Source organism: Pullulanibacillus sp. KACC 23026 (assembly GCF_029094525.1).
GTDB lineage: Bacteria > Bacillota > Bacilli > Bacillales > Sporolactobacillaceae > KACC-23026.
The window spans coordinates 1,085,373-1,108,000 of the sequence record NZ_CP119107.1; the positions used below are offsets into that span (position 1 = coordinate 1,085,373).

Annotated in this window: 18 protein-coding genes; 14 read left to right on the forward strand and 4 right to left on the reverse strand. The window is 41.7% G+C overall.

Annotation, left to right across the window (positions count from 1 at the left end; genetic code table 11):
• Window positions 1-156: 156 nt before the first annotated feature.
• The 7 genes from uxaC to PU629_RS04780 all read left to right on the forward strand — a co-directional run bounded on the left by uxaC (window position 157) and on the right by PU629_RS04780 (window position 9,131).
• Window positions 157-1,551: a glucuronate isomerase gene (uxaC, locus tag PU629_RS04750; protein WP_481900501.1), complete on the forward strand. Its 1,395-nt coding sequence runs from the start codon at window positions 157-159 to the stop codon at window positions 1,549-1,551.
• A gap of 251 nt (window positions 1,552-1,802) precedes the next feature.
• Window positions 1,803-3,212, forward strand: coding sequence for a glycoside-pentoside-hexuronide (GPH):cation symporter (locus tag PU629_RS04755; RefSeq protein ID WP_275283131.1), 1,410 nt, complete (start codon window positions 1,803-1,805; stop codon window positions 3,210-3,212).
• 77 nt (window positions 3,213-3,289) lie between these two features.
• Window positions 3,290-4,321 (forward strand): LacI family DNA-binding transcriptional regulator, encoded by a 1,032-nt coding sequence (locus tag PU629_RS04760; protein ID WP_275283132.1) that lies wholly within the window; start codon window positions 3,290-3,292, stop codon window positions 4,319-4,321.
• Window positions 4,322-4,384: 63 nt separating this feature from the next.
• Window positions 4,385-5,866 (forward strand): tagaturonate reductase, encoded by a 1,482-nt coding sequence (locus tag PU629_RS04765; protein ID WP_275283133.1) that lies wholly within the window; start codon window positions 4,385-4,387, stop codon window positions 5,864-5,866.
• A complete protein-coding gene (locus tag PU629_RS04770) occupies window positions 5,866-7,353 on the forward strand; it encodes a UxaA family hydrolase (protein ID WP_275283134.1) in 1,488 nt (495 codons plus the stop codon). Before PU629_RS04765 ends, PU629_RS04770 begins: the two co-directional genes overlap by 1 nt.
• A 159-nt stretch (window positions 7,354-7,512) precedes the next feature.
• The gene (locus PU629_RS04775; protein ID WP_275283135.1) at window positions 7,513-8,181 is read left to right on the forward strand and encodes a bifunctional 4-hydroxy-2-oxoglutarate aldolase/2-dehydro-3-deoxy-phosphogluconate aldolase; all 669 of its coding nucleotides are present in this window, start codon (window positions 7,513-7,515) and stop codon (window positions 8,179-8,181) included.
• Entirely contained in the window at window positions 8,151-9,131 is a 981-nt protein-coding gene (locus tag PU629_RS04780) for a sugar kinase (protein ID WP_275283136.1), read from the forward strand. The genes PU629_RS04775 and PU629_RS04780 overlap by 31 nt, the downstream gene beginning before the upstream one ends.
• 468 nt (window positions 9,132-9,599) lie before the next feature.
• On the opposite strand, the gene PU629_RS04785 is transcribed toward PU629_RS04780, so the two are convergent.
• Genes PU629_RS04785 through PU629_RS04800 form a run of 4 tightly spaced genes read right to left on the reverse strand, consistent with a single transcriptional unit; the run spans window position 9,600 to window position 13,979 of the window.
• Window positions 9,600-10,805, reverse strand: a complete 1,206-nt coding sequence (locus tag PU629_RS04785) for a Gfo/Idh/MocA family protein (protein WP_275283137.1) — start codon at window positions 10,803-10,805, stop codon at window positions 9,600-9,602.
• Window positions 10,806-10,834: 29 nt separating this feature from the next.
• The gene (locus PU629_RS04790; protein ID WP_275283138.1) at window positions 10,835-11,641 is read right to left on the reverse strand and encodes a sugar phosphate isomerase/epimerase family protein; all 807 of its coding nucleotides are present in this window, start codon (window positions 11,639-11,641) and stop codon (window positions 10,835-10,837) included.
• Window positions 11,642-11,644: 3 nt separating this feature from the next.
• On the reverse strand, window positions 11,645-12,808 hold the full coding sequence (locus tag PU629_RS04795) for a dihydrodipicolinate synthase family protein (RefSeq protein ID WP_275283139.1): 1,164 nt from the start codon (window positions 12,806-12,808) through the stop codon (window positions 11,645-11,647).
• Entirely contained in the window at window positions 12,801-13,979 is a 1,179-nt protein-coding gene (locus tag PU629_RS04800; protein ID WP_275283140.1) for a Gfo/Idh/MocA family protein, read from the reverse strand. The genes PU629_RS04795 and PU629_RS04800 overlap by 8 nt, the downstream gene beginning before the upstream one ends.
• Window positions 13,980-14,887: 908 nt before the next feature.
• On the opposite strand from PU629_RS04800, the gene PU629_RS04805 reads away from it, so the two are divergent.
• The 7 genes from PU629_RS04805 to PU629_RS04835 all read left to right on the forward strand — a co-directional run bounded on the left by PU629_RS04805 (window position 14,888) and on the right by PU629_RS04835 (window position 22,483).
• The gene (locus PU629_RS04805; protein ID WP_275283141.1) at window positions 14,888-15,799 is read left to right on the forward strand and encodes a carbohydrate ABC transporter permease; all 912 of its coding nucleotides are present in this window, start codon (window positions 14,888-14,890) and stop codon (window positions 15,797-15,799) included.
• An 18-nt stretch (window positions 15,800-15,817) separates the two neighbouring features.
• Complete coding sequence (locus PU629_RS04810) at window positions 15,818-16,669, forward strand: carbohydrate ABC transporter permease (protein ID WP_275283142.1); 852 nt, start codon at window positions 15,818-15,820, stop codon at window positions 16,667-16,669.
• Between the two features lie 133 nt (window positions 16,670-16,802).
• A complete protein-coding gene (locus tag PU629_RS04815; RefSeq protein WP_275283144.1) occupies window positions 16,803-18,167 on the forward strand; it encodes an ABC transporter substrate-binding protein in 1,365 nt (454 codons plus the stop codon).
• A gap of 212 nt (window positions 18,168-18,379) precedes the next feature.
• On the forward strand, window positions 18,380-19,537 hold the full coding sequence (locus PU629_RS04820; protein ID WP_275283145.1) for a DUF2264 domain-containing protein: 1,158 nt from the start codon (window positions 18,380-18,382) through the stop codon (window positions 19,535-19,537).
• A gap of 25 nt (window positions 19,538-19,562) precedes the next feature.
• A complete protein-coding gene (locus PU629_RS04825; protein WP_275283147.1) occupies window positions 19,563-20,396 on the forward strand; it encodes a sugar phosphate isomerase/epimerase family protein in 834 nt (277 codons plus the stop codon).
• Between the two features lie 39 nt (window positions 20,397-20,435).
• The gene (locus tag PU629_RS04830) at window positions 20,436-21,434 is read left to right on the forward strand and encodes a hydroxyacid dehydrogenase (protein ID WP_275283148.1); all 999 of its coding nucleotides are present in this window, start codon (window positions 20,436-20,438) and stop codon (window positions 21,432-21,434) included.
• A 353-nt stretch (window positions 21,435-21,787) separates the two neighbouring features.
• Window positions 21,788-22,483: a GntR family transcriptional regulator gene (locus tag PU629_RS04835; protein ID WP_275283149.1), complete on the forward strand. Its 696-nt coding sequence runs from the start codon at window positions 21,788-21,790 to the stop codon at window positions 22,481-22,483.
• Window positions 22,484-22,628 lie beyond the last annotated feature (145 nt).

A 22,628-nucleotide genomic window follows, 5' to 3' on the forward strand; every position in this document is an offset into this window, starting at 1 on the left:
CGCTTTCATTGGAGTTAGAATAAACACATGGAAATGTTAACGTTAACATTTTTCTGAAATAAAAATTTGCAATTTTTAGTTATAACTAATGTTAACGTTAAACTTTTTATTGCTATACCTATTTTTTAGAGAGATGGTGAAAGTATGCGTGGTTTTATGGATGATCATTTTCTTCTGAAAAACGAGACGGCCGTTAAATTATTTAATCATTATGCCGCCGACATGCCAATCATTGATTACCATTGTCACTTAAGTCCCAAAGAAATCTATGAAAATAAAACCTTTAAGACGATTACTGAAATTTGGTTATATGGGGATCATTACAAATGGCGGTTGATGAGAAGTAATGGAATTGATGAGGCATTCATTACTGGAAATGCGAGTGATTATGACAAGTTTTTGGCTTGGACCAAAACAGTTCCGATGACAATCGGTAATCCGGTATACAATTGGGCACATCTTGAACTCCAGAGATTTTTCGGTATTCATGATTTATTAAATGAGGAAAGTGCACCTGAGATCTGGGAAAAGGTGAATGCTCAATTAAACAGTGAGGGGTTTGGCGCACGAGATTTTATCACGAAATCCAATGTAAAAGTGGTTTGTACAACCGATGATCCGGCAGATAGTCTTGAATATCATATCAAGTTAAAAGAAGACCAAGATTTTGACGTTCAAGTTCTGCCAAGTTTCCGACCTGATAAAGGATTAGAAATTAATCGAGACGGCTTCCAAAACTGGGTTCAACTGTTAGAGCAGGCAGCAGAGCTACATATTGAAACGTATGATGATTTCTTGAACGCGCTCGAGTCAAGAGTGAGATTCTTTCATTCTATTGGCGGAAGAGTTTCCGACCATGCCATTGACCGAATGATGTATGCGGAAACGACAAAAGAGGAAGCGTCACAAGCTTTCGCCAGCGCATTAAGCGGAGAAAAAGTAGCACTCGAAGACGAGAAAAAATATAAAACATACACCTTGAAGTTTTTAGGTGAACTTTATTCTGAATTAGGCTGGGCCATGCAATTCCATATAAACGCACTTCGAAATACCAATTCCAGAATGCTCGAACAGCTGGGACCAGATACTGGGTTTGATTCGATGAACGATGAAGAAATCGCAAGACCATTAGCTAATTTGTTAAACCTTTTAGAAAAAGAAAACAGCCTTCCAAAAACCATCATTTATTCGCTCAATCCAAACGATAATTATATCATCGCGGCCATGATCGGCAGTTTTCAAGGTGGCGGAATCCCTGGGAAAATCCAATTTGGTACAGCTTGGTGGTTCAATGACAATAAAGACGGCATGATTGACCAAATGAAGGCGTTGTCAAATGCAGGGCTTTTCTCAAGATTTATTGGGATGCTGACCGATTCGCGAAGCTTTCTCTCTTACACAAGACATGAATATTTCAGAAGACTCGTTTGTTCTATTATTGGCGAGTGGGCTGAAAATGGAGAAGTTCCTAATGATCTTGAGTTCTTAGGAAAAATTGTTCAAGGCATCTCCTATAATAACGCAAAAGACTACTTTGGATTCGATCTCTAAAAAAAAGAGGTCCGCTGCTCATGCTGTTTTTAATTGGCGTTGAAACAGCATGAGCGAGGGGCCTTCAAAAAAATATTCCGACAAAATTCTATCAAGAAAAAACCGTTATTTCAAGCCTTTGATTTGCTAGCTTTATAAAAGGCTGTCAGGAACACGGACGCTATACAACTATTTCGTAAAAAAGCACACTCACACTAATTGCAATCATGCTGATCAACATGCCTGAGAACAATCATAAGAGGTGATTAAATATGACTCAAGGTGTATCACGTCAATCAAAAGAAATAGAGCAAACGACTCCGGAGATCCCCAAAAAAGAGAAAGCTTTATATGGTTTTGGTGATTTTGGAAACGGATTCATGTTCGATTTAGGTCAGTCTTATTTAACGAACTTTTTTACGGACGTTGCAGGTATTGGGGCAGGTGCAGTGGCGGCGATTTTTTCATTGACTAAGATCTTTGATGCATTCATGGATCCGTTGGCAGGCTCCATTATTGATTCAAGGAAGGTGGGAAAACGCGGGAAGTTCAGGCCGGTTATGATGGTTTCGTCAATCTTGCTTGCCATTATGACCGTTATTACCTTCACGATGCCAAATTTTTCAATAACAGGAAAAATTATATGGGCAGCAGGGACTTATATGATATGGGGTGTGTTCTATTCATTCACCAATGTGCCTTATGGATCTTTAGCGTCTGTTATGACGCGAAATGTGAGTGAGCGCTCATTCATGGCTTCAACGCGTCAAGCCGGTTCGATTGGAGCCCAATTGGTGACAGGGGTTGCTTTTGTTCCCATTTTGATGCTTTTTCCTAACACAAAAATAGGCTACCCGGCAACAGCCGCCATCATGGCTTTTATTGGTGTGTGCGGCTTCTTTATTTGTTATAAAAATACGAAAGAGCATATTAAAGCAGAAGTCGCTCAAGGTAAAGAACGTCAGACAGCGAAAGATTACTTCCGGGTTGTGTTCACGAACCGGCCTTTGTGGAGCATCATTTTTATGACCTTGTTTACCATTTCAGCTATGAACACAAATAATGCGATGATGATTTATTTTTGTAAGTATAATCTTGGCAACCTTGGCTTGCAGCCGATCATTAACTTCATTCAGATGGGATGTTCCGTTGTAGGGATTACGCTTATCCCATTCTTAGTACGCCGTTTTGGTAAGAAGAAAACGGCAATGGGCGGTTTGCTGCTTGCGGTTATTGCTGATGGTTTGAACTTTGTCATTCCTACTAATATTTATTCGTTTATTGTCTTAGTCACAATCGGTTATGTCGCGCTAGCCATTCCAAATGGTGTCACCTGGGCGTTTGTTTCGGATTCCATTGACTTTGGTCATTGGCATACGGGTGTGCGTAAGGAAGGCATTACCTATGCTGCCTTTAACTTCTCCCGAAAAGTTGCCCAGTCAATTGCCGCATTAGTTTCTGCAGGTGTTCTAGCCATGACCGGTTATGTCGCGAATGCCCATCAATCAGCGGGGACTTTACTTGGTATAAAAAGTACGATGACCCTTTATCCGGCCATCGCCCTCTTCTTAGCGGCGATCATTATTGGTTTATTATACAATCTGCCAGATGATAAGTTTAAGCAGATTGCCAATGATCTGGATCGAGGCATTTGGGAAAAAGGGAAGCTCATCAAGCAATAAAAAGAGATGAAGAAGCGTGTTAGCACAAGAGGCTTTTTGAAATCTAAAGAGGTACTGCATAAGAAGGGTGAAAAATAATGGTCACAATTAAAGACATAGCCAAGCTGGCAAATGTATCCCATACGACGGTGTCACGGGCATTAAACGATAGCCCTCTTATCAAGCCAGATACCAAAAGAAAGATATTAGAAATAGCTTCTGAGCTTCAGTATACGCCGAATTTTAACGCAAAAAGTCTTGTCATGAAAAAGTCTTATACCATCGGGGTGTTCTTCACGAGTATGACTCACGGAACGTCCCCCAACTTTTTTACTGATACCATAAAGGGTGTCAATCGTGTGATAAGTGAAGATTACAATTTATTTGTAAGAGGAATTGATGACTACCAAAACTACGCGTCGATTAATAACAGACGATTTGATGGCATTATCCTTATGAGTCAGAGCGAGGTGGATCAGTCGTTTATATATCACGTGCGGAATGAGAAAATACCCCTTGTCGTTTTAAATCGTGAGCTAACGGATCAGTCGATCGTGAACATTTTGTCTAATGACCGTGAAGGCTCTTATAATGCGGTTAACTATTTGATTAAAAACGGTCATCAAGACATCGCGATTATCGAAGGCATTAAGGGGTTTAAGTCGACAATGGAACGGAGAGAAGGCTATCTTAAAGCTTTAATTGACCATAATATTTCAATAAAAACAGAGTATATTGTAAGTGGAAATTACGATATGGCAAGTGGTCACGAGGCCATGGAGAGGCTGCTCTCGCTAGAAAAACCGCCAACCGCTGTCTTTTGTTCGAACGATGACATGGCAATAGGGGCTCTTAATACGGCCTTTGCAAAAGGGGTCAGTGTACCTGACCGCCTTTCGGTAGTTGGCTTTGATGATATAACCTCTGCCCAATACACGAATCCGTCTCTGACAACGGTCAAACGACCCATTGAAAAAATTAGCCAGTTAGGGGCAGAAACGTTGCTGAAAATGATGGCAGCAGAAGCAGCTGACATGAATAAAATTTTCGTTGAAACGGAATTAATGATTAGAAAATCAGTTTCATCTCGAACGTCGATGACTCCCCGTACAGAGCAACCCAAATTCTAAACGGGGGGACCTATTAATAAGACTGTTAACGTGTGCATTGATTGAAAGAAAGGGGAAGGGATATTGGAAAAGTTAAACAAAACGATTGTAGAGACTTATGAAACCTATCCAGAAAAGGTCCTGCAGTTTGGTGAAGGCAACTTTATGAGAGGCTTTGTCGATTGGCAAATCGAAGTCATGAATAAGTTAGCGGATTTCAATGGGAGTGTGGTAGTGGTCCAGCCGCGCGGGTTTGAGAAAATCGAAAAACTAAACGAGCAGGATGGATTATATACCCTTTATTTGCAAGGAATAAAGGATGGGAAGGCGGTTCGTGAACATACGTTAATTCACTCCATCAGCAGGGGATTAAATCTCTTCACCCAATATGAGGAGTTTGTCCAGCTTGCCGAAAATCCAAGTCTTCGGTTTATCTTCTCCAACACAACGGAAGCGGGAATTGCTTTTGATGAAACCGATCAGCTGGAGGATCGTCCTCAAAAAAGTTATCCGGGAAAACTCGCAGCCTTTCTCTATTATCGATTTAAAGCGTTTGGCGGCGACAAAGACAAAGGGTTTATTATTATCCCTTGTGAGTTAGTTGAGAACGGCGGGAAAAAATTAAAGGAAATCGTCATCCAATTTGCGGAGCTTTGGAATCTGGGTGAAGATTTTATCCGATGGGTTCAGGAAGCCAACACATTTTGCAGCAGTCTTGTTGACCGGATTGTATCGGGCTATCCGAAAGAAACAAGTGAAGAGATGACCCAAGAGCTTGGTTATCAGGATGACTTCCTTGTTGTCGGCGAGCCGTTTCATCTGTGGGTCATTGAAGGGCCGCAATGGATTCGGGAGGAGTTTCCGGCACATATGGCGGGTTTGAACACCTTGTTTGTGGATGATTTGACCCCTTATCGAACGAGAAAGGTACGCATTTTAAATGGTGCACATACGGCGATGACCCCTGTTTCTTATTTATATGGGTTAAACACCGTAGCCGAATCGGTTGAACATCCTGTGATCGGCCGTTTCATTAAGGAAACTATTTTTGATGAGATCATCCCAACGTTAGATCTCCCGCTAGATGAGTTAACTTATTTTGCAAATGCCGTCCTGGAACGATTCAGCAATCCATTTATCAAGCATTACTTATTAAGTATTTCTCTTAATTCCCTATCAAAATATAAAACTCGGAATCTGCCATCTCTCCTTGAGTTCGTTAATCGGAAACATCAACTGCCGGATAAGCTTGTTTTTTCTCTTGCGGCCCTGATCTCTTTCTATAAAGGAAAAAGGGGTGAAGAGGAGATTCCGCTCGAGGATGAGCCGGATTGTCTGGAATTAGTGAAGCGACTATGGAAGGACTATGACGGGACGAAGGAAAGCACAAACAAAATCGTTCATACCGTACTAGGGGCTGAGAAAATTTGGGAGATGGATTTGAATGAAGTCCCAGGCTTAACGGATCTTGTGACGCGTTACTTATATGACATTGAATCAAAAGGAATTGAAAGGGCAGTTAAGACGACATTACAAGTGAAGGCTGAAAAAGGGGGAACTCAATAATGGCTGACATTCTAAAAATCAATGAAAAGGATAATGTTGTCGTTGCTTTAAAAGACCTGGATAAAGGCCAGCCGATTTTTGTAAACGACCAGGAAATAGAATTATTAGAAGACGTGAAGCGTGGGCATAAAATCGCGATTACAAGGATCAAGGGAAATGAAAATGTTGTGAAATATGGCTATCCGATTGGTCATGCCACAACGGATATTCCAGTAGGCGCCCATGTGCACACTCATAATACCAAAACCAATTTGGATGGGGTGCAAGATTACGCCTATCAGCCCAAACTTGCGGAAAATCCTTTTAAGAATGAACATCTGACTTTTAAGGGGTTTAAACGAAAAAACGGGGAAGTCGGCATACGGAATGAGCTTTGGATAGTCCCGACCGTTGGCTGTGTGAATGGGGTGGCTGAAACCATTATAAAGCGCTTTGAAAAAGAAGTTGGGGATATATCTCCCTTTGAAGCCATTTTGGTTTTGAGGCATAACTATGGCTGCTCGCAGTTAGGCGATGATCACGTTAACACTCGAAGCATTCTTCAAGATGCGGTCCACCATCCGAATGCGGGAGGCGTTCTTGTTTTAGGGCTCGGCTGTGAGAATAACGATTTATATGAATTTGAAGAGAGTCTTGGAGAGTTTGATCCAAACAGGGTTAAATTTCTCGTCTCACAAGAAGTTTCCAATGAAATTGAAGAGGGAGTCAAGTTATTAAAAGAAATCTATGAGGCGGCAAAAGAAGATAGACGAGAAGAGGTTCCGCTCTCTGAATTGAAGATTGGTTTAAAATGCGGCGGCTCGGATGGGTTGTCAGGGATTACGGCTAATCCGCTTCTTGGGCGCTTATCGGATTTTCTTGTGGCTCAAGGTGGAACAACGGTGCTAACGGAGGTACCCGAGATGTTCGGAGCGGAAACCATCCTTATGGAACGCGCTCACGATGAGGCCATTTTTTCAAAAACGGTGGATTTAATTAATGAATTTAAGCAGTATTTTATCAAAAACAATCAGCCTATCTATGAGAATCCCTCCCCAGGCAACAAAGCAGGCGGGATTACGACGCTTGAGGATAAATCCCTTGGCTGTACACAAAAAGCAGGCACATCCGTCGTCATGGACGTCCTGAAATATGGCGAAAGGCTGAAGACAAAGGGATTAAATCTATTAAGTTCACCAGGGAATGATCTGGTTGCCTCATCGGCATTGGCTGCCGCCGGCTGTCAGTTGGTTCTCTTTACAACGGGGCGAGGGACACCTTTTGGGACCTTTGTTCCAACGATGAAGGTCTCAAGCAATACCGCCATATTTGAGGCTAAGCCGCATTGGATCGACTACAATGCAGGGGTTTTACTGGAAGAGTCCCCAGACGTTGTTTTGAAAGATTTCATTCAGTATGTCATCAGGGTCGCAAGCGGCGAGCAAGTGAATAACGAAAAGAATGACTTCCGTGAGCTTGCCATTTTTAAAACGGGTGTCACTTTGTAAGGCTTTCTAAATCAGAACACAAAGAAATATAAGTATATAAAACGAAGAGGTTTATTTTTCTCCGATTAGGAAATAACGAAATTATCAATCTCTCACGTTAGAAAACGTCTGCACTTTCTCTTGCTCAAAGATGAATGGATGATATAGGAGGGACAAAAGATGGGAGAACATTTGCTTGCTCAATTAACGAAGGATAAGATCATTGCTATTGTAAGAGGGATTCCAGAAGGAACGGGCTTTCAAACCGCTGAGGCGCTTAGAGCGGGCGGCATTTCATTTTTAGAAGTCACCATGAATACAGACGGTGCTTTATCCTTAATCTATGATCTTCGGGAGAAGTATGGTGAGGAGCTTCGAGTCGGTGCGGGGACTGTATTGGACCTAGATATGGCTAAGGAAGCGATTCAAGCAGGCTCCGAATACCTGATTTCCCCCAATCTAGACGAAGAGGTTTTAGCGTATGGCCTTGAACAGGGAGTGGAAGTGTGGCCAGGCACGATGACGCCGACCGAAATTGTCAGAGCTTATAAACTTGGGGCATCAGCGGTAAAAGTGTTTCCGATCGGCTCACTTGGTGTGAAATATATTAAAGATTTACGTGCCCCTCTTGATTCGATTCCGATGGTCGCAACAGGCGGTGTAAATTTAGATAATATTAAAGAAGTTCTGGGATATGGAGCAACTGCTGTCGGGCTTGGCGGGAATTTAGTCAATAATAATTTCATCAAAAACGGTGATTTTGCGCAAATCACGAAGCTCGCAAAGGCCTATACCGATCTTGCGAATGAGGTGGAGCTATGCAGGGAACTAAAAAGACGGATGTGGTGACGATTGGTGAAAGCATGGTCCTCTTTCAACCGCTTGGTGAGAAGGGGATTCGATATGAGCCATTATATACAAAGTCACTCGCTGGTGCTGAATCCAATGTGGCACTTGCTCTGACTCGGTTAGGTAAAAAAGTTTCGTGGATTAGTAAATTAGGGCCCGATCCATTCGGCGACTTTATCTTGGCAACTTTGGCAGGTGAAGGCGTTGACGTTTCCCATGTGAAGCGAGACGGAGAAGCCCCTACAGCTGTTTATTTTAAGGATGTTAAGAGCTTTGGAGACCCGACCGTTTACTATTATCGAAAGCACTCAGCGGCAAGCAGACTGGAACCTTCTGATGTTCAGGAAGAATGGTTTAGCGGCTCAAGACATTTGCACATGACCGGCATAACACCTGCTTTGAGTGAGTCTGCCGCTCTTTCTGTTCGAAAAGCGATGGAAGTGGCGAAGGAAATGGGGCTGTCGATTTCCTTTGATCCTAACTTGCGCCGAAAGCTTTGGGATGAGGAAGAAGCAAGACAGACGCTTCTTTCCCTTATTCCATTATGTGACGTGTTTTTACCAGGACTCGATGAAGCGGAATTTTTATTAGGGAAACGATCAGTTGAAGAATATGGGGAAGCCTTTCTTCAAATGGGTGCCAAGGTTGTCGTCCTGAAATTAGGTGCGGAAGGCTCAATTGGTTTTATCGATGGGGAAGCGGTGGAGCAAGCCCCGTATAGAGTCTCACATGTGGTGGACTCTGTCGGTGCAGGTGACGCCTTTGCGGCAGGCTTTCTTTCTGTCTACCTCGATGAAGACTCATTTGTGACAACCCCTTCTTTAAGAAAAGCCTTAGCACGCGCCAATCAGCTTGGCGCACTGGCCACCCAATTTAAAGGAGACTGGGAAGGCATTCCATCCATTAGTGAATTAAACGCGATCGAATCAGGAAATGAAGTGAAAAGATGAAGTTAGACAGAAAGCGAGTCAGCCTGCTGCTTGAAATGCCATCGTGATTCAGCTTCTCGAAATGGTGGGTTGTCCCCGAGGAAGTCCGCTAACAACTGATTCAACCAAAATGACCACTTGGTGACCAAAAATAAGCGGAAGATTTCCGCTTAAGCAGCAGAATCGAGCTCAGGTGGGGGTAAATAAGCGGAGATTTTCCGGCTAAGCAGGGAAAAATGGCTCCGATACACGCTTTCTGGAGTCAATAGGCGGAATTTCTCCTTCTATTTTAGCTGTTTTCTGTACGAGATCCTAATTAAGAGAACTTTCTCCGCTTATTTATCAAATCCGCGGGAGGGGCTAATGAACTTGTAAAAAAGCTTGGGGGAATCCCAAGCTTTTGTCAATGCTACGAACTGTTTTTAGAAGTTCTCCAAATAAAACCCCAAGCCATTTCTTTGGCTTGGGGCCTTTAGGGCTTCATAAAGCTTAATTAGAAACTTTCCCATTTAATAACGATATCCGTTTTCCTTGCTTGGCCCAATCTACTCCCAGCTCACTTGGCAGCCGTCCTTTTTCATAACACTCGATTAAGGTATTAGACAACCCGTCTACCCAAGTTAAAGTGGTTTTATCAACTGGCATTTTTCTTATAAGGTCACTTGGGAAATCATGAATGGAGGTAGACTCCTGAATAGCATTGATGCTCAAGACGTGAGGGCATGCATCCTGTGGTCCGCACATGCCGTCCTTGTAATTATCGTTGCAGAGCCAATCCAGACACCTCCATAGCTTGTGAAAATGATGATTCTCGGGATCTTCATAGGTTTTGACAGCGCCAGTTTTAAAAGTGGCTTCGATGGGATTTCCTTTTGTATAACGGATGGTGGCTTCTTCAAATTCATAGACGAAGGTCGGTTCCAGAGATTCTTTAACAGCGTGTGCGGCATAAAAGAGAATCTCAACCTGGTTTTCTGTGAAAAGGCGAACCGCGCACGTATCATAATTTTCTATTGGGTTGGCGCGATACAGTTCAGCCGTCAACGACTCTAACTGCGTGCTCTGATTCTCTTTAATGCCTAATACATAAAACATATTATGAAGGAAATGAGCGGTTGCGTTGCTTGCCACACTGTCTAAGATCACCGTACCATCGGGAGCCTTAATTCGTCCTGCCCAAGAGGATCTTTGAAAGTAGGCTTCTGGTCGCGGCCATAGGACAATGTATTTAAGCTGCTTAGGCTTTCCAAATAGCCCTGCATTTATATCCGCTTTTAATCCTTGGATCGAGTCTGTAAACGACCAGTTGAATCCGATTTGGACCCACTTGCCTGTTCGCTTCATGGTATCAATAATTTGCTTTGCCTCTTCAATCGTCGGGCAAAGCGGTTTTTCACACAATACATGACTCCCATTTTCTAGTGCCAGACAGATCTGAGAGCTGTGGAGATGAATCGGTGTTGAAATGATGGCAAAATCGGCTTTATGAGACGCATAGAAATTTTCAATCGATGAAAAAATGGGGATCTCGTTTTCAACTAAACTCGAAAGGAAGGTGCAATTTTCAGGGTAGGGGTCCACCGCACCTGCTATTTCATAACGCCCTTTATAAGAATTATCCTCTAATAAAAGTTTGACATAGTGATTGCCGTAGCCGCCAATGCCGATTAAAACAAGTGATACCGGTTTTGTCATGTTTTCCACTCCAATAGTTAGCTAACTTATTAGACATACTCTAAAAAACGTGCTTTTGTTTGCTTAATGGTCTCTTCACAAGGCAGGTTCCAAAATGCATGGTTAAGGATTTCAACTTCAACAGGGCCATTGTAGCCAGCTTTTTCGACCGCTTGGCGAATCCGGTTAATTTCAATGACCCCATCGCCCATCATGCCGCGAGAGGTGAGGGGATCGGTTACTTTAATCCAGTCGTTGACGTGAAAACCGAGGATACGGCCTTTTGAACGTTCAATTTCTTGATAAAGACGTGGATCCCACCAAACGTGGTAGACGTCAATCACCACGCCAACTTGAGGAGAGGCCAAACGTTCTGCGATATCATTGGCTTGCCCAAGCGTGGAAATGACCGAACGATCTCCGGCAAAAACAGGATGAAGCGGTTCGATCCCAAGCTTAACGTGTCTCTCTTCAGCATAAGGGATGAGGGCTTCAATGCCTTTTTCAACCATTGCCCGGGCACCTTCTATGTCTCGGTCAGGAGAGGGGCCGCATACAAGGACTAAAACATCCGTCCCCAGTTCAGCTGCTTCGTCAATGGCACGGCGATTATCGTCAAGACGGGCTAAACGTTCAGTTTCAGTCGCAGCAGGAAACATACCACCACGGCAAAGACTGGATACTTTTAGTCCAGCTTCACGGATGATTCGCGCACTTTCAACGACATTTTCTTGATTTAACTTATGGCGCCAAGGGGCCATGTAAGGGACCCCTTCAACCGCACAGGCTTGTGCCACTTCTTCCAGGCTATGATGGTCTGATGTAATTTGATTGTAGCTTAAACGAGAAAGCTCCATCGTTTAGTTCACCCCCGCGAGACTCAGTACTTGTTTCATCCGTCCAATCGCTTTATCGGGATCCTGCAAAAGACCCGCTTTGTCCGCCAAAACAAAAAGCTCAGAAAGATGGACGACGGAACGCATGCTTTCTAATCCGCCAACCATTCGAAAATGATCTTGGTGCCCATTTAAATAAGCGAGGAAGACGACCCCTGTTTTATAAAAGCGAGTAGGGGCTTTAAAAATATGCCGGCTTAAAGGGACAGTAGGGGCAAGTATTTCCTCAAACTTTTGAACATTGCCCTCATCCAAGTATTTTAGGGCGCTTGAAGCAAGAGGTGCGATGGCGTCAAAGATCCCTAATAGAGCGTGACTATAGTTATCACCGTCGCCTTTGATCAAATCCGGGTAATTAAAGTCATCTCCTGTGTACATGTTCACACCTTCTGGCAGCTGTTTTCGCATTTGGATTTCAAGCTCAGCATCCAGCAGGGAGATTTTAATGCCTTTAATTTTCGATTGATTTTCTTTAATAACGTCTAGACAAAGAGCCATGGCTTCCTGAATATTAGCAGTTCCCCAGTAACCCTGCAGTTTTGGATCAAACATGTCGCCTAACCAATGCAAAATCACAGGCTTGGAAACTTGCGATAACACCTTTCCATAAACAGAGGCATAATCTTCTGGACTTTTTGCGACCGCTGCCAGGGCTTGGCTTGCCATTAAAATGATATGACCGCCCTGCTCTTCAATGAACTCGCATTGCTCTGTATAAGCTTGAATAATGGCATCTAGTGTTGTTGAAGGAGAGAGGACGAGTTGGTCCGTCCCCGCTCCACACGCGATGCCTCCGTTATAAGCTTTGGCTTCAGCAACCGAGCGCTGAATCAGTTCTTTAGTAGCTTCCCAATTTAAACCCATTCCGCGTTGGGCGGTATCCATGGCCTCTGCCACATTGAAGCCAAGTGACCATAGATAGCGCCGATAAGCTAAAGTTTTTTCCCAATCTAACACGGTCTCAGATGATAAATCGAGATCAACGAGCGGATCGGCAACCACATGGGCAGCCGCATAAGCGATTCGACTTTTTGAAGGTGCCTTTAACGTTTCCGGCAATGAATGTTTGATAGGCTTATAGGTTAGTAAATTTCCCTTTGAAGAAGGCAGGATGAGCGTGTTAGACACTTTCAGAGCTCCTTTCCGTTGGCACTTGAAGCTTAAGCTCTTGGACCTCTAACCAGCGGCGTTCTTCCCAAGATTTTAAGCCCAGCTCAGCTAATTGAACCCCTTTTGCTCCTTCGAGAAGGTCAAAGCGATACGGTTCATCTCCGGCCACGTGGCGGAGGAACATTTCCCATTGAATCTTAAATCCATTTTCTTCATCACCGTTCATGGGCACAGCCATCCATTGTCCACGGTAGTTGTTTGGGTCTTCAATATCTGGATTCCAAATGGCCTTTGGTGTGTTAACCCGATGCTGAATCTTGCAGTTTCGAAGACCTGCAACGGCACTTCCCTGTGTGCCGTCAATTTGCAGCTCAAATAATTCATCGCGATTGACGCGCACATTCCAAGATGAATTGATATGGGCAACAATACCGCCTTCCAGCTCAAACGTTGTATAAGCAGCATCGTCGGCTGTAGCCGTATAAGGTTTTCCCGATTCATCATATCTAGTCCCAATATGGGTTTTCCCAAAACACGAGAGCGCTTCTATTTTTCCAAAAAGGTTGCTGAGAACGTAGCGCCAATGACAGAGCATGTCAACGATAATACCGCCGCCATCTTCCTTACGATAATTCCAGGAAGGCCGCTGAGCCGGCTGCCAATCTCCTTCAAAAACCCAGTAACCAAATTCACCGCGGACAGAGAGGATATCGCCGAAGAAACCGCTGTCAATTAGGCGTTTTAATTTAAGAAGACCGGGCAAAAATAGCTTATCTTGGACCACGCCGTTTTTGACCCCTTTTTCTGATGCAAGCTGGGCAAGTTCCAGTGCCTCCTCGGACGTAACGGCTGTTGGTTTTTCACAATAGATATGCTTGCCTGCAGCAATGGCCTTTTTAACATCTTCAGCCCGTCTTAAGGTTGTTTGAGCATCAAAGTAAATTTGATAGTAAGGATCAGCGAGGCATTCGTCTAGGTCGGTGCTTATTCGCGTAATGCCAAATTGCTGACCGAGTGCTCTCAACTTTTCTTCATTACGCCCAACCAAAATTGGATCTGGCATAACTCTCTTTCCATTAGCTAAAAGAACGCCGCCCTGCTCACGAATCGCGATAATTGAACGTTCTAGGTGTTGCCGACTTCCCATTCTTCCAGTAACCCCGTTCATAATAATTCCGATGGTTTCCATTTCTTACCCCTCCCGAAAATTATGTAGATTCTAAAAATTTCATTTATAAATTATATATTATATATTATTACAAATGGATGGTTTTAACAAGTCAAACATCTCATTCTTTTTGTTGTCAGGACCTGATATGTTGGGGGGCTGTAATCCCCGAGATTAGATATAAATATTCAATAAAAGAAATTGAGTCGAATGTCTTTATTGCCTGGCATTATGTACGATTAGAAAAAAATATCGTCTTATTATTAGTCAATGAGAATACATTCAGATATATGATATATAGTATATAAGGACGAATAAACAATGTCTCTATTATGGTCCTAATTATTTAATTTTTTTCCTGTAGACTACTTCATCAATAAAAATTTTAATTGATAGAAACCATCATTAATATTAATGAAGCAGTCTGATCCTTCGTCATTTTTAAGAAGTCCTTTAAAAAACCGCATGTCAGCGTTTTCTAAGGAGTAAAATATAGTATTTCATTTACTAGGTGATAACGGAGGAGTGAAATGGTTAAAAAGAATTCACGTTCTGCTCTTAAAATGTAAGCGCATACGTTACGAAGTGTCTTGGGGCAAGAGAATGAGAAGGGGCTATCTGTCTTAGAAAATTAGTAGGTGGAATGGTAAGGAATGTCTTTTCATGCTCACCAAAAAAGGAGGAGGTTTGTGAAGAATAAGTTTGCGGAATGTTGGGATGGGTGTGAGCCCTCCTTCGTTCAATTTACCCATGTTAAAGTCGTAACCTTAATGGTTAGTAAAGAATGACGTGACGCGTATGCAAGTTTTAGACAGAAAGGTTATTTCTTAAAGCTGCTGTTTCCATTTTAAGAACGATCAAGTGAGCCTCATTGGGCCAAAAAGAGAAAGCAAAAGGATATTCTCAATGTTTCTTGAAAGGAGATTACTATGCGAAGTAAACCCAATAAGAAAGAAATGCCAAATGGCAGTTCTAAAAAGTTAAAAGGCAATCAATGGATGTGGTACATCTTTTTATTGCCGACCCTTTTAGGGATTCTATGCTTTATGGTTTATCCTATCTTAGAATCGCTACGCCTTAGTCTTTTCCATACATCGGGTGGGGGAGAAACGTGGGCAGGATTTGATAATTACAAAACAGTTTTGACATCAGGGGAATTTTGGAATTCTGTCTATAACACGTTCTATATTGGTCTATTTCAAATGATTATTACAATCCCACTTGGATTTATATTTGCTTCTATGATCAATTCGGTTACGATTGCCAAGAACTTCTTTAAAGTTATTTTCTTTTTGCCTAATGTTACGGCAATTGTTGCGGCAGCTATGATCTTTACTTTTGTATTACATCCTGATATGGGCTTATTAAACTACTTTTTAGGAAAATTGGGGCTACCACAACCCTTATGGCTGGCCGATCCAAGCACAGCAAAATGGGCCATTATTTTACTGGGGGTTTGGCATTGGATTGGGTTTGTCATTATTATTTGCTTAGCCAATTTGCAAGCGATTTCACCAGAGCTCTATGAAGCCTCTACTATTGATGGAGCAAGCAGTTTTCAACAATGGTTATTCATTACGATTCCAAACATGGTTGGGACTTTTGCCTTTTTACTAATAACAGGTTGGATTGGCGCTTTACAGAGGTTTAACGATGTTTATGTGATTGGTGGTCCTACAGGAAGTCCGAACCGATCGATTCAAACGGTCGTGGCCTATATTTATGAACATGGTTTCACCGGATTTCAATTTGGATTAGCATCCGCTGCCACTTACGTACTCTTTGTCATTATCCTTATTTTCACTGTATTTAATTTAAAGATTACCAATATGAAATTATAGTAGCAAGGAGGGATTCGCTTGGCGGCATTGACACAGAAAAAAAGATTCTATATTAGTAATTTGATCAAATTTGTCATTTTGTTGATCGGTGGCTTTCTTCTAATGGTTCCCTTTATTTGGATGATAAGTGTGGGGTTTAGTCGATCCGCGAACGTTACGATGCCTTTTCCACCAAGCCTAATTCCAAAGGATCCTTCCTGGTTCAACTTTGGGATTGTCTTTGAGAACGGCCAGATTTTTAGAGCCTACCTCAACTCGGGCATTGTGACCTTTAGTTCAGTTGTTTTGGGAGTGGCGTCTTCTCTTTTGGGGGGCTATGCTTTTTCGAAAGGGAAATTTAAAGGGAAACGTTTGCTTTTCATCGTTGTATTAGCGACGTTAATGATTCCCATGGAACCACGTCTCATTCCTATGTATGAGATGTTTAATAAACTAGGCATGTTGAATACATTTTGGCCCTTAATTCTTCCAGCAATGGTCAATGGGTTTGGAATATTTCTCTGTAAGCAATATTTTGATCGACTTCCAGATAGTTTACGAGAATCAGCCCAAATTGATGGTGCTAAAGAATTTACCATTTTCTTTAAAATTTACTTTCCATTAACAGGACCAATCGCTGCCACTTTAGTAATTCTAACCTTCATTTGGAGTTGGAATGATTTTGTTTGGCCACTTGTCATATTAAATAACCAAAATTTACAGACTATTCCATTATATCTTGCGAGCTTTACTCAAGAAAATGGAACAAGTTTAGGCGGTCTAACAATGGCTTTAGCGACGGTGAGTGTCATTCCAATTATCATTTTGTATCTCTTTTTACAGCGTTTTATTATTCAAAGTATTGCTTTAAGCGGTTTGAAAGGGGAATAAATCAGGTGTTAATTGTCAAGGGTAATTAAACTTCAACAGAGAGAAATGAAGGAATTACGGATTCAGCTATTACCAGCGTGTTCATTAAAGCGATATACCTGTTAAATCAATTACAAACTAAGGAGGAAGAGCTGTGTTTAAAAGCAAAAAAGGAAAAGCCTTGGTGTGGGGATTTGTTAGTTTGCTTGTTATGTTAAGCTTTCTGACAGGCTGTGGGTCAACTAGTACTTCGAATAAGAAGGATGGGAAATGGGCCGGTCAAACCATTACTGTCCAAATGATTGGCAGTTTTAAATTGCAAGATTCAACCGATCCAATTTCAGGGCAAAAAATAAAAGGGCTGCAAGCTTTAAAAGATGAATTTGAAAAAGAACACCCTGGCGCAACTGTTAACATCGTGACGATGCCATGGGATGGTTATATTCAAAAAACAAAAACAATGGTGACCGGTAACCAAGCCGATGTGTATCAAATGCCTGGACTTGACAGTGGGTATGCACGTGAAGGTGATCTAGAGCCATTACAAAAGTATATTGATAAAGACCATTTCGACTTAAGCAAATACGTTGATAACACTGTTGAAGGATGGGAAACAGTTGGTCCTGATGGAAAGAAACAGATCTATGGCCTACCTGTTTTCGGTGACACACGTTTTATTCTTTATGATAAGAAAATTTTTAAAGATTATGGAGTTAAGGATTTACCTGAACATCCAACTATGGATGATATCATGAATGCAGCCAAACAAATGACAGGCAAAGATCCAGTGACGGGCCAACAAACCTATGGCGTTTATTTCAATGGTCAAACACCGGAATTCCTGATTACAGACATTGCTGAAGGATTAGGCGGTTCATGGGGAAGCGGTTTGAACTATAAAGATATGAAATTTGATTTTAATTCACCTCAATATCAAAAAGCCTTGAATTGGTTAATAAGTTTGGAACCATTTGCGCCAAAAGGAATTACGAGTAATCAAGGTTCTGAGAAATGGTTGACCAAAAATAATAACATTGCTATTATGCTTGACCAAGGACCGGGTTCCTTAATCACTAAGATCAATGCTCAAGGACTACAAGACCGGATCGGTATTGTTCAACAGTTCAAAAACGATAAAGGTGTTGGCGGATTGTTTGCCGGAAGCCCATTTGTAATGGCGAAGAGCAGCAAACATAAAGATCTTGCTTGGGAGTGGATTAAATTCTCATCTTCAGACTTCTTCCAAAAGTATCTTTGGGAGCAATATAATAACATTCCAGTAATTAAGTCAGCCTACACGGATTGGCAGAGTATTAAAGATGAAAAGCAATTCATGGATCCGATTTTACAAGCCCTAAGCACTCCTTGGACGCCTCACTATCCTTGGGTAAACGCAGAACCACGAAATGATTTGTCCTCTGGTGTTCAAGGAGCCTTAACAGGAAAAATGACAGCAAAACAGGCTTTAGACAAAATTGAACAGCAGAGTAATGATTGGTTAAAACAACAGAATCAATAATAGTAAATAAAAATAAGGTGTGAGGAGAGGAGCTTCTCCTCACACTTTACACTTTGAACAGGCACTAGTCTTTTGGCTATGAAACGGAATCGATTAAAGCTAATTTGAATTGTGATGAATAGTGCTATTCCCTCTATGATTTTAGGAAACTAATCGACAAGATAACTCTAGTGAGAAGATGTGTGAAGTAAATACGAAATAGGTGGGTTTGAATGATAAAAATTAAGCGGATACAAAGCAAGAACCATCGACGTTATTGGGTGAATACAATGCTTCAAATTGTCTTACCAGTAATTGAGGCGTTATCCGAGCGTCGCCTAAAGGAACAGATGCCAATAAAAGGAAAAGTTGACCGAACGGATGTCTCACATTTAGAAGCTTTTGGAAGGAGTCTGGCTGGTATTGCGCCATGGCTAGAAACCATTTCTGAGGATGGTGAAGAGAATGCAATGAGAGTGCGAGCAGCTGAATGCGCAAGATGTGCCATTGATGCAGCGACCGATCCAGGCTCTCCTGATTTCATGAATTTTTCATCCGGTTTTCAACCTATTGTCGATGCTGCTTTTTTTGCTCATGCCTTAATAAGATCCCCTAAAGAACTTTATGGGAAACTCAATAATAGGGTGAAGCAGAATGTGATTAAGGCCTTAAAGTCGACTCGTTCGAGAAAGCCTGGGTTTAGCAACTGGTTGTTATTTTCTGCCATGATTGAGACTTTTTTTTATAGCATTGGGGAAGAGTGGGATCCGATGAGAGTGGATTTTGCTCTCAAACAACATGAACAATGGTATAAGGGAGACGGTCTCTATGGAGATGGTCCTGAATTCCATATGGATTATTATAATAGTTTCGTCATTCAGCCAATGCTTGTTGATATTATTGAAACCATTGGAGAGGAATATGAGGATTGGGAGCGTTTAAGAGAAGGAATCATTAATCGAGCGATTAGATATGCGACTATTCAAGAGCGAAGTATCTCACCAGAAGGTACCTTCCCAGTTGTAGGGCGGTCGATTGCCTATCGGTTTGGCGTTTTTCAACATTTGTCGCAAATGGCCCTGCAACATCGACTAATGGAAGAGCTAGATCCGTCACAAGTCCGCTGCGCGTTGACCGCCGTCATTCAACGCCTGGTTGAAGCACCGGGAACGTTTGACGAAAAGGGTTGGTTACAAGTTGGTTTTTGTGGTTACCAACCAGATATTGGCGAGATGTATATTTCAACCGGGAGTCTCTATTTATGTTCAACTGTCTTTTTGGCTCTAGGATTACCTGAAAGTGATCCATTTTGGCAAGGCGAAGCGGCATGGACCTCACTAAGGGCTTGGTCGGGGCAATCCTTTTTAATCGATCATGCACTAAGATCTTAATAAATTTTAAGAGGGGGAAGTAACAATGAAGCTTGCATTTACGACCTTGGGATGCCCAAATTGGGAGATGGATACCATTATTACCAAAGCGGTCGAGTATGGTTATCAGGGGGTTGATTTTCGAGGATATTTAGATCGCTTGGATATTTATAATTTGGATGAATTTACAACGCAGTTAGAGGAAACAAAATTAAAGTTCAAAGACGCGTCTCTTGAAATTCCTTGCTTTTCTAGCTCGGTGAGATTGTTTACCAATTCGTCTGAGGAGCTTGCGTCATTTATTAACGAACTGGAGCACTATGGTGAGTTATGTCAGCATTTTAAGACACCTTACATACGTGTCTTTGGTGGGGGAATTGGTCTTACCTCCCGAACAGAAGCTATAGAGACGGCCGTCCATAATCTTCATCATATGCTGAAGGTAGCTCGGAAATACGATGTTACTTTACTATTAGAGACACATGATGATTGGACAGATAGTAGGTATGTCGCGGAAATTTATAATAGGATAGACAGTGCTCATTTTAAAGTTCTTTGGGATGTCCATCACCCTTATCGAACGCTTCAGGAAGACCCAGAACGAACGATGGATACAATCGGTGATTTCGTTCGTTATACCCATTGGAAAGACTCATACCCTACTGACCAAACAGAAAAAGGCTTTCAGCTTTGTTTACTAGGTAAAGGGGATGTCCCCCTACAACGGATGTACGCACTGCTGAAGGAGAGAAATTATGACGGGTATTATACGTTAGAATGGGAAAAGAAATGGTGGCCAGATATTGAGGAGCCTGAGGTTGCCTTTAAAGAATACGTTACTTTTATGAAGGGATTATCCAATCAGTCTGATAGTAAATGAAAAAACTAGATCTAAGTTATTCAAAGGAGGAGAACACCAATGCTTAAGGGCCTTTATGTCATGGGTGAAGAGGCATTCGAGCGGGTTTATTCACCTGATATAAGAGAAGAGATTGAGCGGTTCATCTCGATAATCGCTCCTCTCTTAACTCGCGAGGCGCTCACAGACAATATGGAACTGCTTAGGGACGTCGATGTCATCTTTTCGGGTTGGGGGGCACCAAAATTGGATAAGGAATTTTTGAGGGCAGTTCCCAATCTAAAGGCTTTCTTCTATGCAGCTGGTTCTGTTAAAGGAATTGTGACAGATGACGTTTGGGAGCGAAATATCCTTGTTTCAAGCGCATACGCAGCAAACGCTGTTCCAGTGGCTGAATATACACTTTCCCAAATTCTCTACTCTTTAAAAAATGGGTGGCGTTATGCACTCGGTATTAAAGGTACTCAGAGGTTTGTAAAAAAAGATTCAAATGCCATTCCAGGTGTTTATGGAAGTACGGTTGGAATTATTTCACTTGGTATGGTGGGACGTCGAGTATGTGAGCATTTGAAATCGTTTGATCTAGAAGTCATAGCCTATGATCCTTATTGTCGGCAAGAGGATGCAGATGAATTAGGTGTTACACTTTGTTCTCTGGATGAGTTATTTCGTCGATCCGATGTCGTGTCATTACATACACCGTGGTTAAATGAGACAGAGGGGATGATTACAGGAAATCATTTTGAACTTATGAAGCCTTATGCCACCTTTATTAATACATCAAGAGGTGCTATCGTCAAAGAAAATGAAATGGTAAAGGTTCTTAAAAAACGTCCAGATTTGTTTGCTATTCTTGATGTCACATTTCCTGAGCCACCTATGGAAGGATCCCAATTATTTTTATTACCAAACGTCATTCTAACACCGCACATTGCTGGAAGTGAGGGGGCTGAGTGCCAAAGACTCGCATCTTATATGAAAGAAGAATTTAAAAGATACCTTAAAGGAGAGCCGCTTCAATGGGAAGTTACTAAAGATATATTTTCACGACTCGCCTGAGAAAAAGCGTGAGAGATTCTCTTGCTTCAAAGAGCATTGGTGACCAAAATGGGGAGATCACTTTTGATTGGAAGGTGAGTTCAATAATAATGGAAATTCATGTGCTGGAAGTGCTTCTTTAAATGCAACTCATTATGTGCTGAAGCGGCCAGGTTTTTCCTCAAAAAATAGGGTGGAGATCTGGATATGATGTCCAAATCTGTTTCTATTTAAATAGGAAAGGAACTATAAAAAGCATTTATGCAGATGAAGGGGGGGTGTTGAAGTCATGCCCAAAAAATGAGTTTAAAAAATTGATTATATATGATATATTATAAATTGTTAGGAAATATAAAAGTAAGGGGTCTTTTTCCTTGTTGAATTTAAATATGGATCAAGCTGTTTCATTCAGAACGAAACAGGAATATGTCTATCAAATTTTGAGGCATGCGATCATGACGTGTCAGCTTAGCCCTGGAGAGAAAATAGTCATTAGTGAAGTAGCCAAGCAGCTTGAAGTAAGTGCAATCCCTGTTCGAGAAGCTCTGCAGCTGCTGAATTCAGAGGAGTTGGTAACCTACAGTGCCCATTCAGGAGCGATCGTTTCGCCAATTACTAGGAATTCAGTTGTAGAGACTTTTGTTATTAAAGAAGCTCTAGAAGGCGTAGCGACAAGAGAGGCTTCACTAATCGCTAAACAAGAGGATATTTTACTTTTAAAAGGAATTTTAGGGAAAATGGATGAATTATTGGAGAGCAACAATTTCGATAAATGGGCGTATCACAATGCGGAATTTCATACGACGATTGTATCGATGGCTAACATGCCCACTTTATCGAGTATGCATTTAAAAATTGTTGATAAATGGGATCGCATTCACAAGTACTTTTTCAGTGAAATGCTGAATCACAGGCATGTCCAATCTCAGGAAGAACATTATGAGATTTTAAGTGCGATTGAAAAAAGGGATGCAAAAGAAGCTGAGCTATTAATTAAAAATCACAATCAAAAGGCGTTGGCTGATTATATGCTAGAGCTAAACAGTCCGAACGACGCATCACCTAAATAAGAGTAACCAATTAAAGCCAGATGCTTATTTTTCGATAAATGCTCTGGTTTTCCTTCTTATTTAATAGTTAGAAATCATGAGTAAATACCGAAAAAAGAATGATAAACCATTTTAGGCAAGTTGGGTATTAAGATTTCAATGAATG

What these genes read in the sequence shown, in the direction of transcription:
- PU629_RS04830 (WP_275283148.1), top strand. Translation starts at nt 20,436, where the DNA reads ATGCTTAAGGGCCTTTATGTCATGGGTGAAGAGGCATTCGAGCGGGTT.
- PU629_RS04780 (WP_275283136.1), top strand. Translation starts at nt 8,151, where the DNA reads ATGCAGGGAACTAAAAAGACGGATGTGGTGACGATTGGTGAAAGCATG.
- PU629_RS04775 (WP_275283135.1), top strand. Translation starts at nt 7,513, where the DNA reads ATGGGAGAACATTTGCTTGCTCAATTAACGAAGGATAAGATCATTGCT.
- PU629_RS04805 (WP_275283141.1), top strand. Translation starts at nt 14,888, where the DNA reads ATGCGAAGTAAACCCAATAAGAAAGAAATGCCAAATGGCAGTTCTAAA.
- PU629_RS04770 (WP_275283134.1), top strand. Translation starts at nt 5,866, where the DNA reads ATGGCTGACATTCTAAAAATCAATGAAAAGGATAATGTTGTCGTTGCT.
- PU629_RS04760 (WP_275283132.1), top strand. Translation starts at nt 3,290, where the DNA reads ATGGTCACAATTAAAGACATAGCCAAGCTGGCAAATGTATCCCATACG.
- PU629_RS04825 (WP_275283147.1), top strand. Translation starts at nt 19,563, where the DNA reads ATGAAGCTTGCATTTACGACCTTGGGATGCCCAAATTGGGAGATGGAT.
- PU629_RS04820 (WP_275283145.1), top strand. Translation starts at nt 18,380, where the DNA reads ATGATAAAAATTAAGCGGATACAAAGCAAGAACCATCGACGTTATTGG.
- PU629_RS04790 (WP_275283138.1), bottom strand. Translation starts at nt 11,641, where the DNA reads ATGGAGCTTTCTCGTTTAAGCTACAATCAAATTACATCAGACCATCAT.
- PU629_RS04755 (WP_275283131.1), top strand. Translation starts at nt 1,803, where the DNA reads ATGACTCAAGGTGTATCACGTCAATCAAAAGAAATAGAGCAAACGACT.
- PU629_RS04800 (WP_275283140.1), bottom strand. Translation starts at nt 13,979, where the DNA reads ATGGAAACCATCGGAATTATTATGAACGGGGTTACTGGAAGAATGGGA.
- uxaC (WP_481900501.1), top strand. Translation starts at nt 157, where the DNA reads ATGGATGATCATTTTCTTCTGAAAAACGAGACGGCCGTTAAATTATTT.
- PU629_RS04785 (WP_275283137.1), bottom strand. Translation starts at nt 10,805, where the DNA reads ATGACAAAACCGGTATCACTTGTTTTAATCGGCATTGGCGGCTACGGC.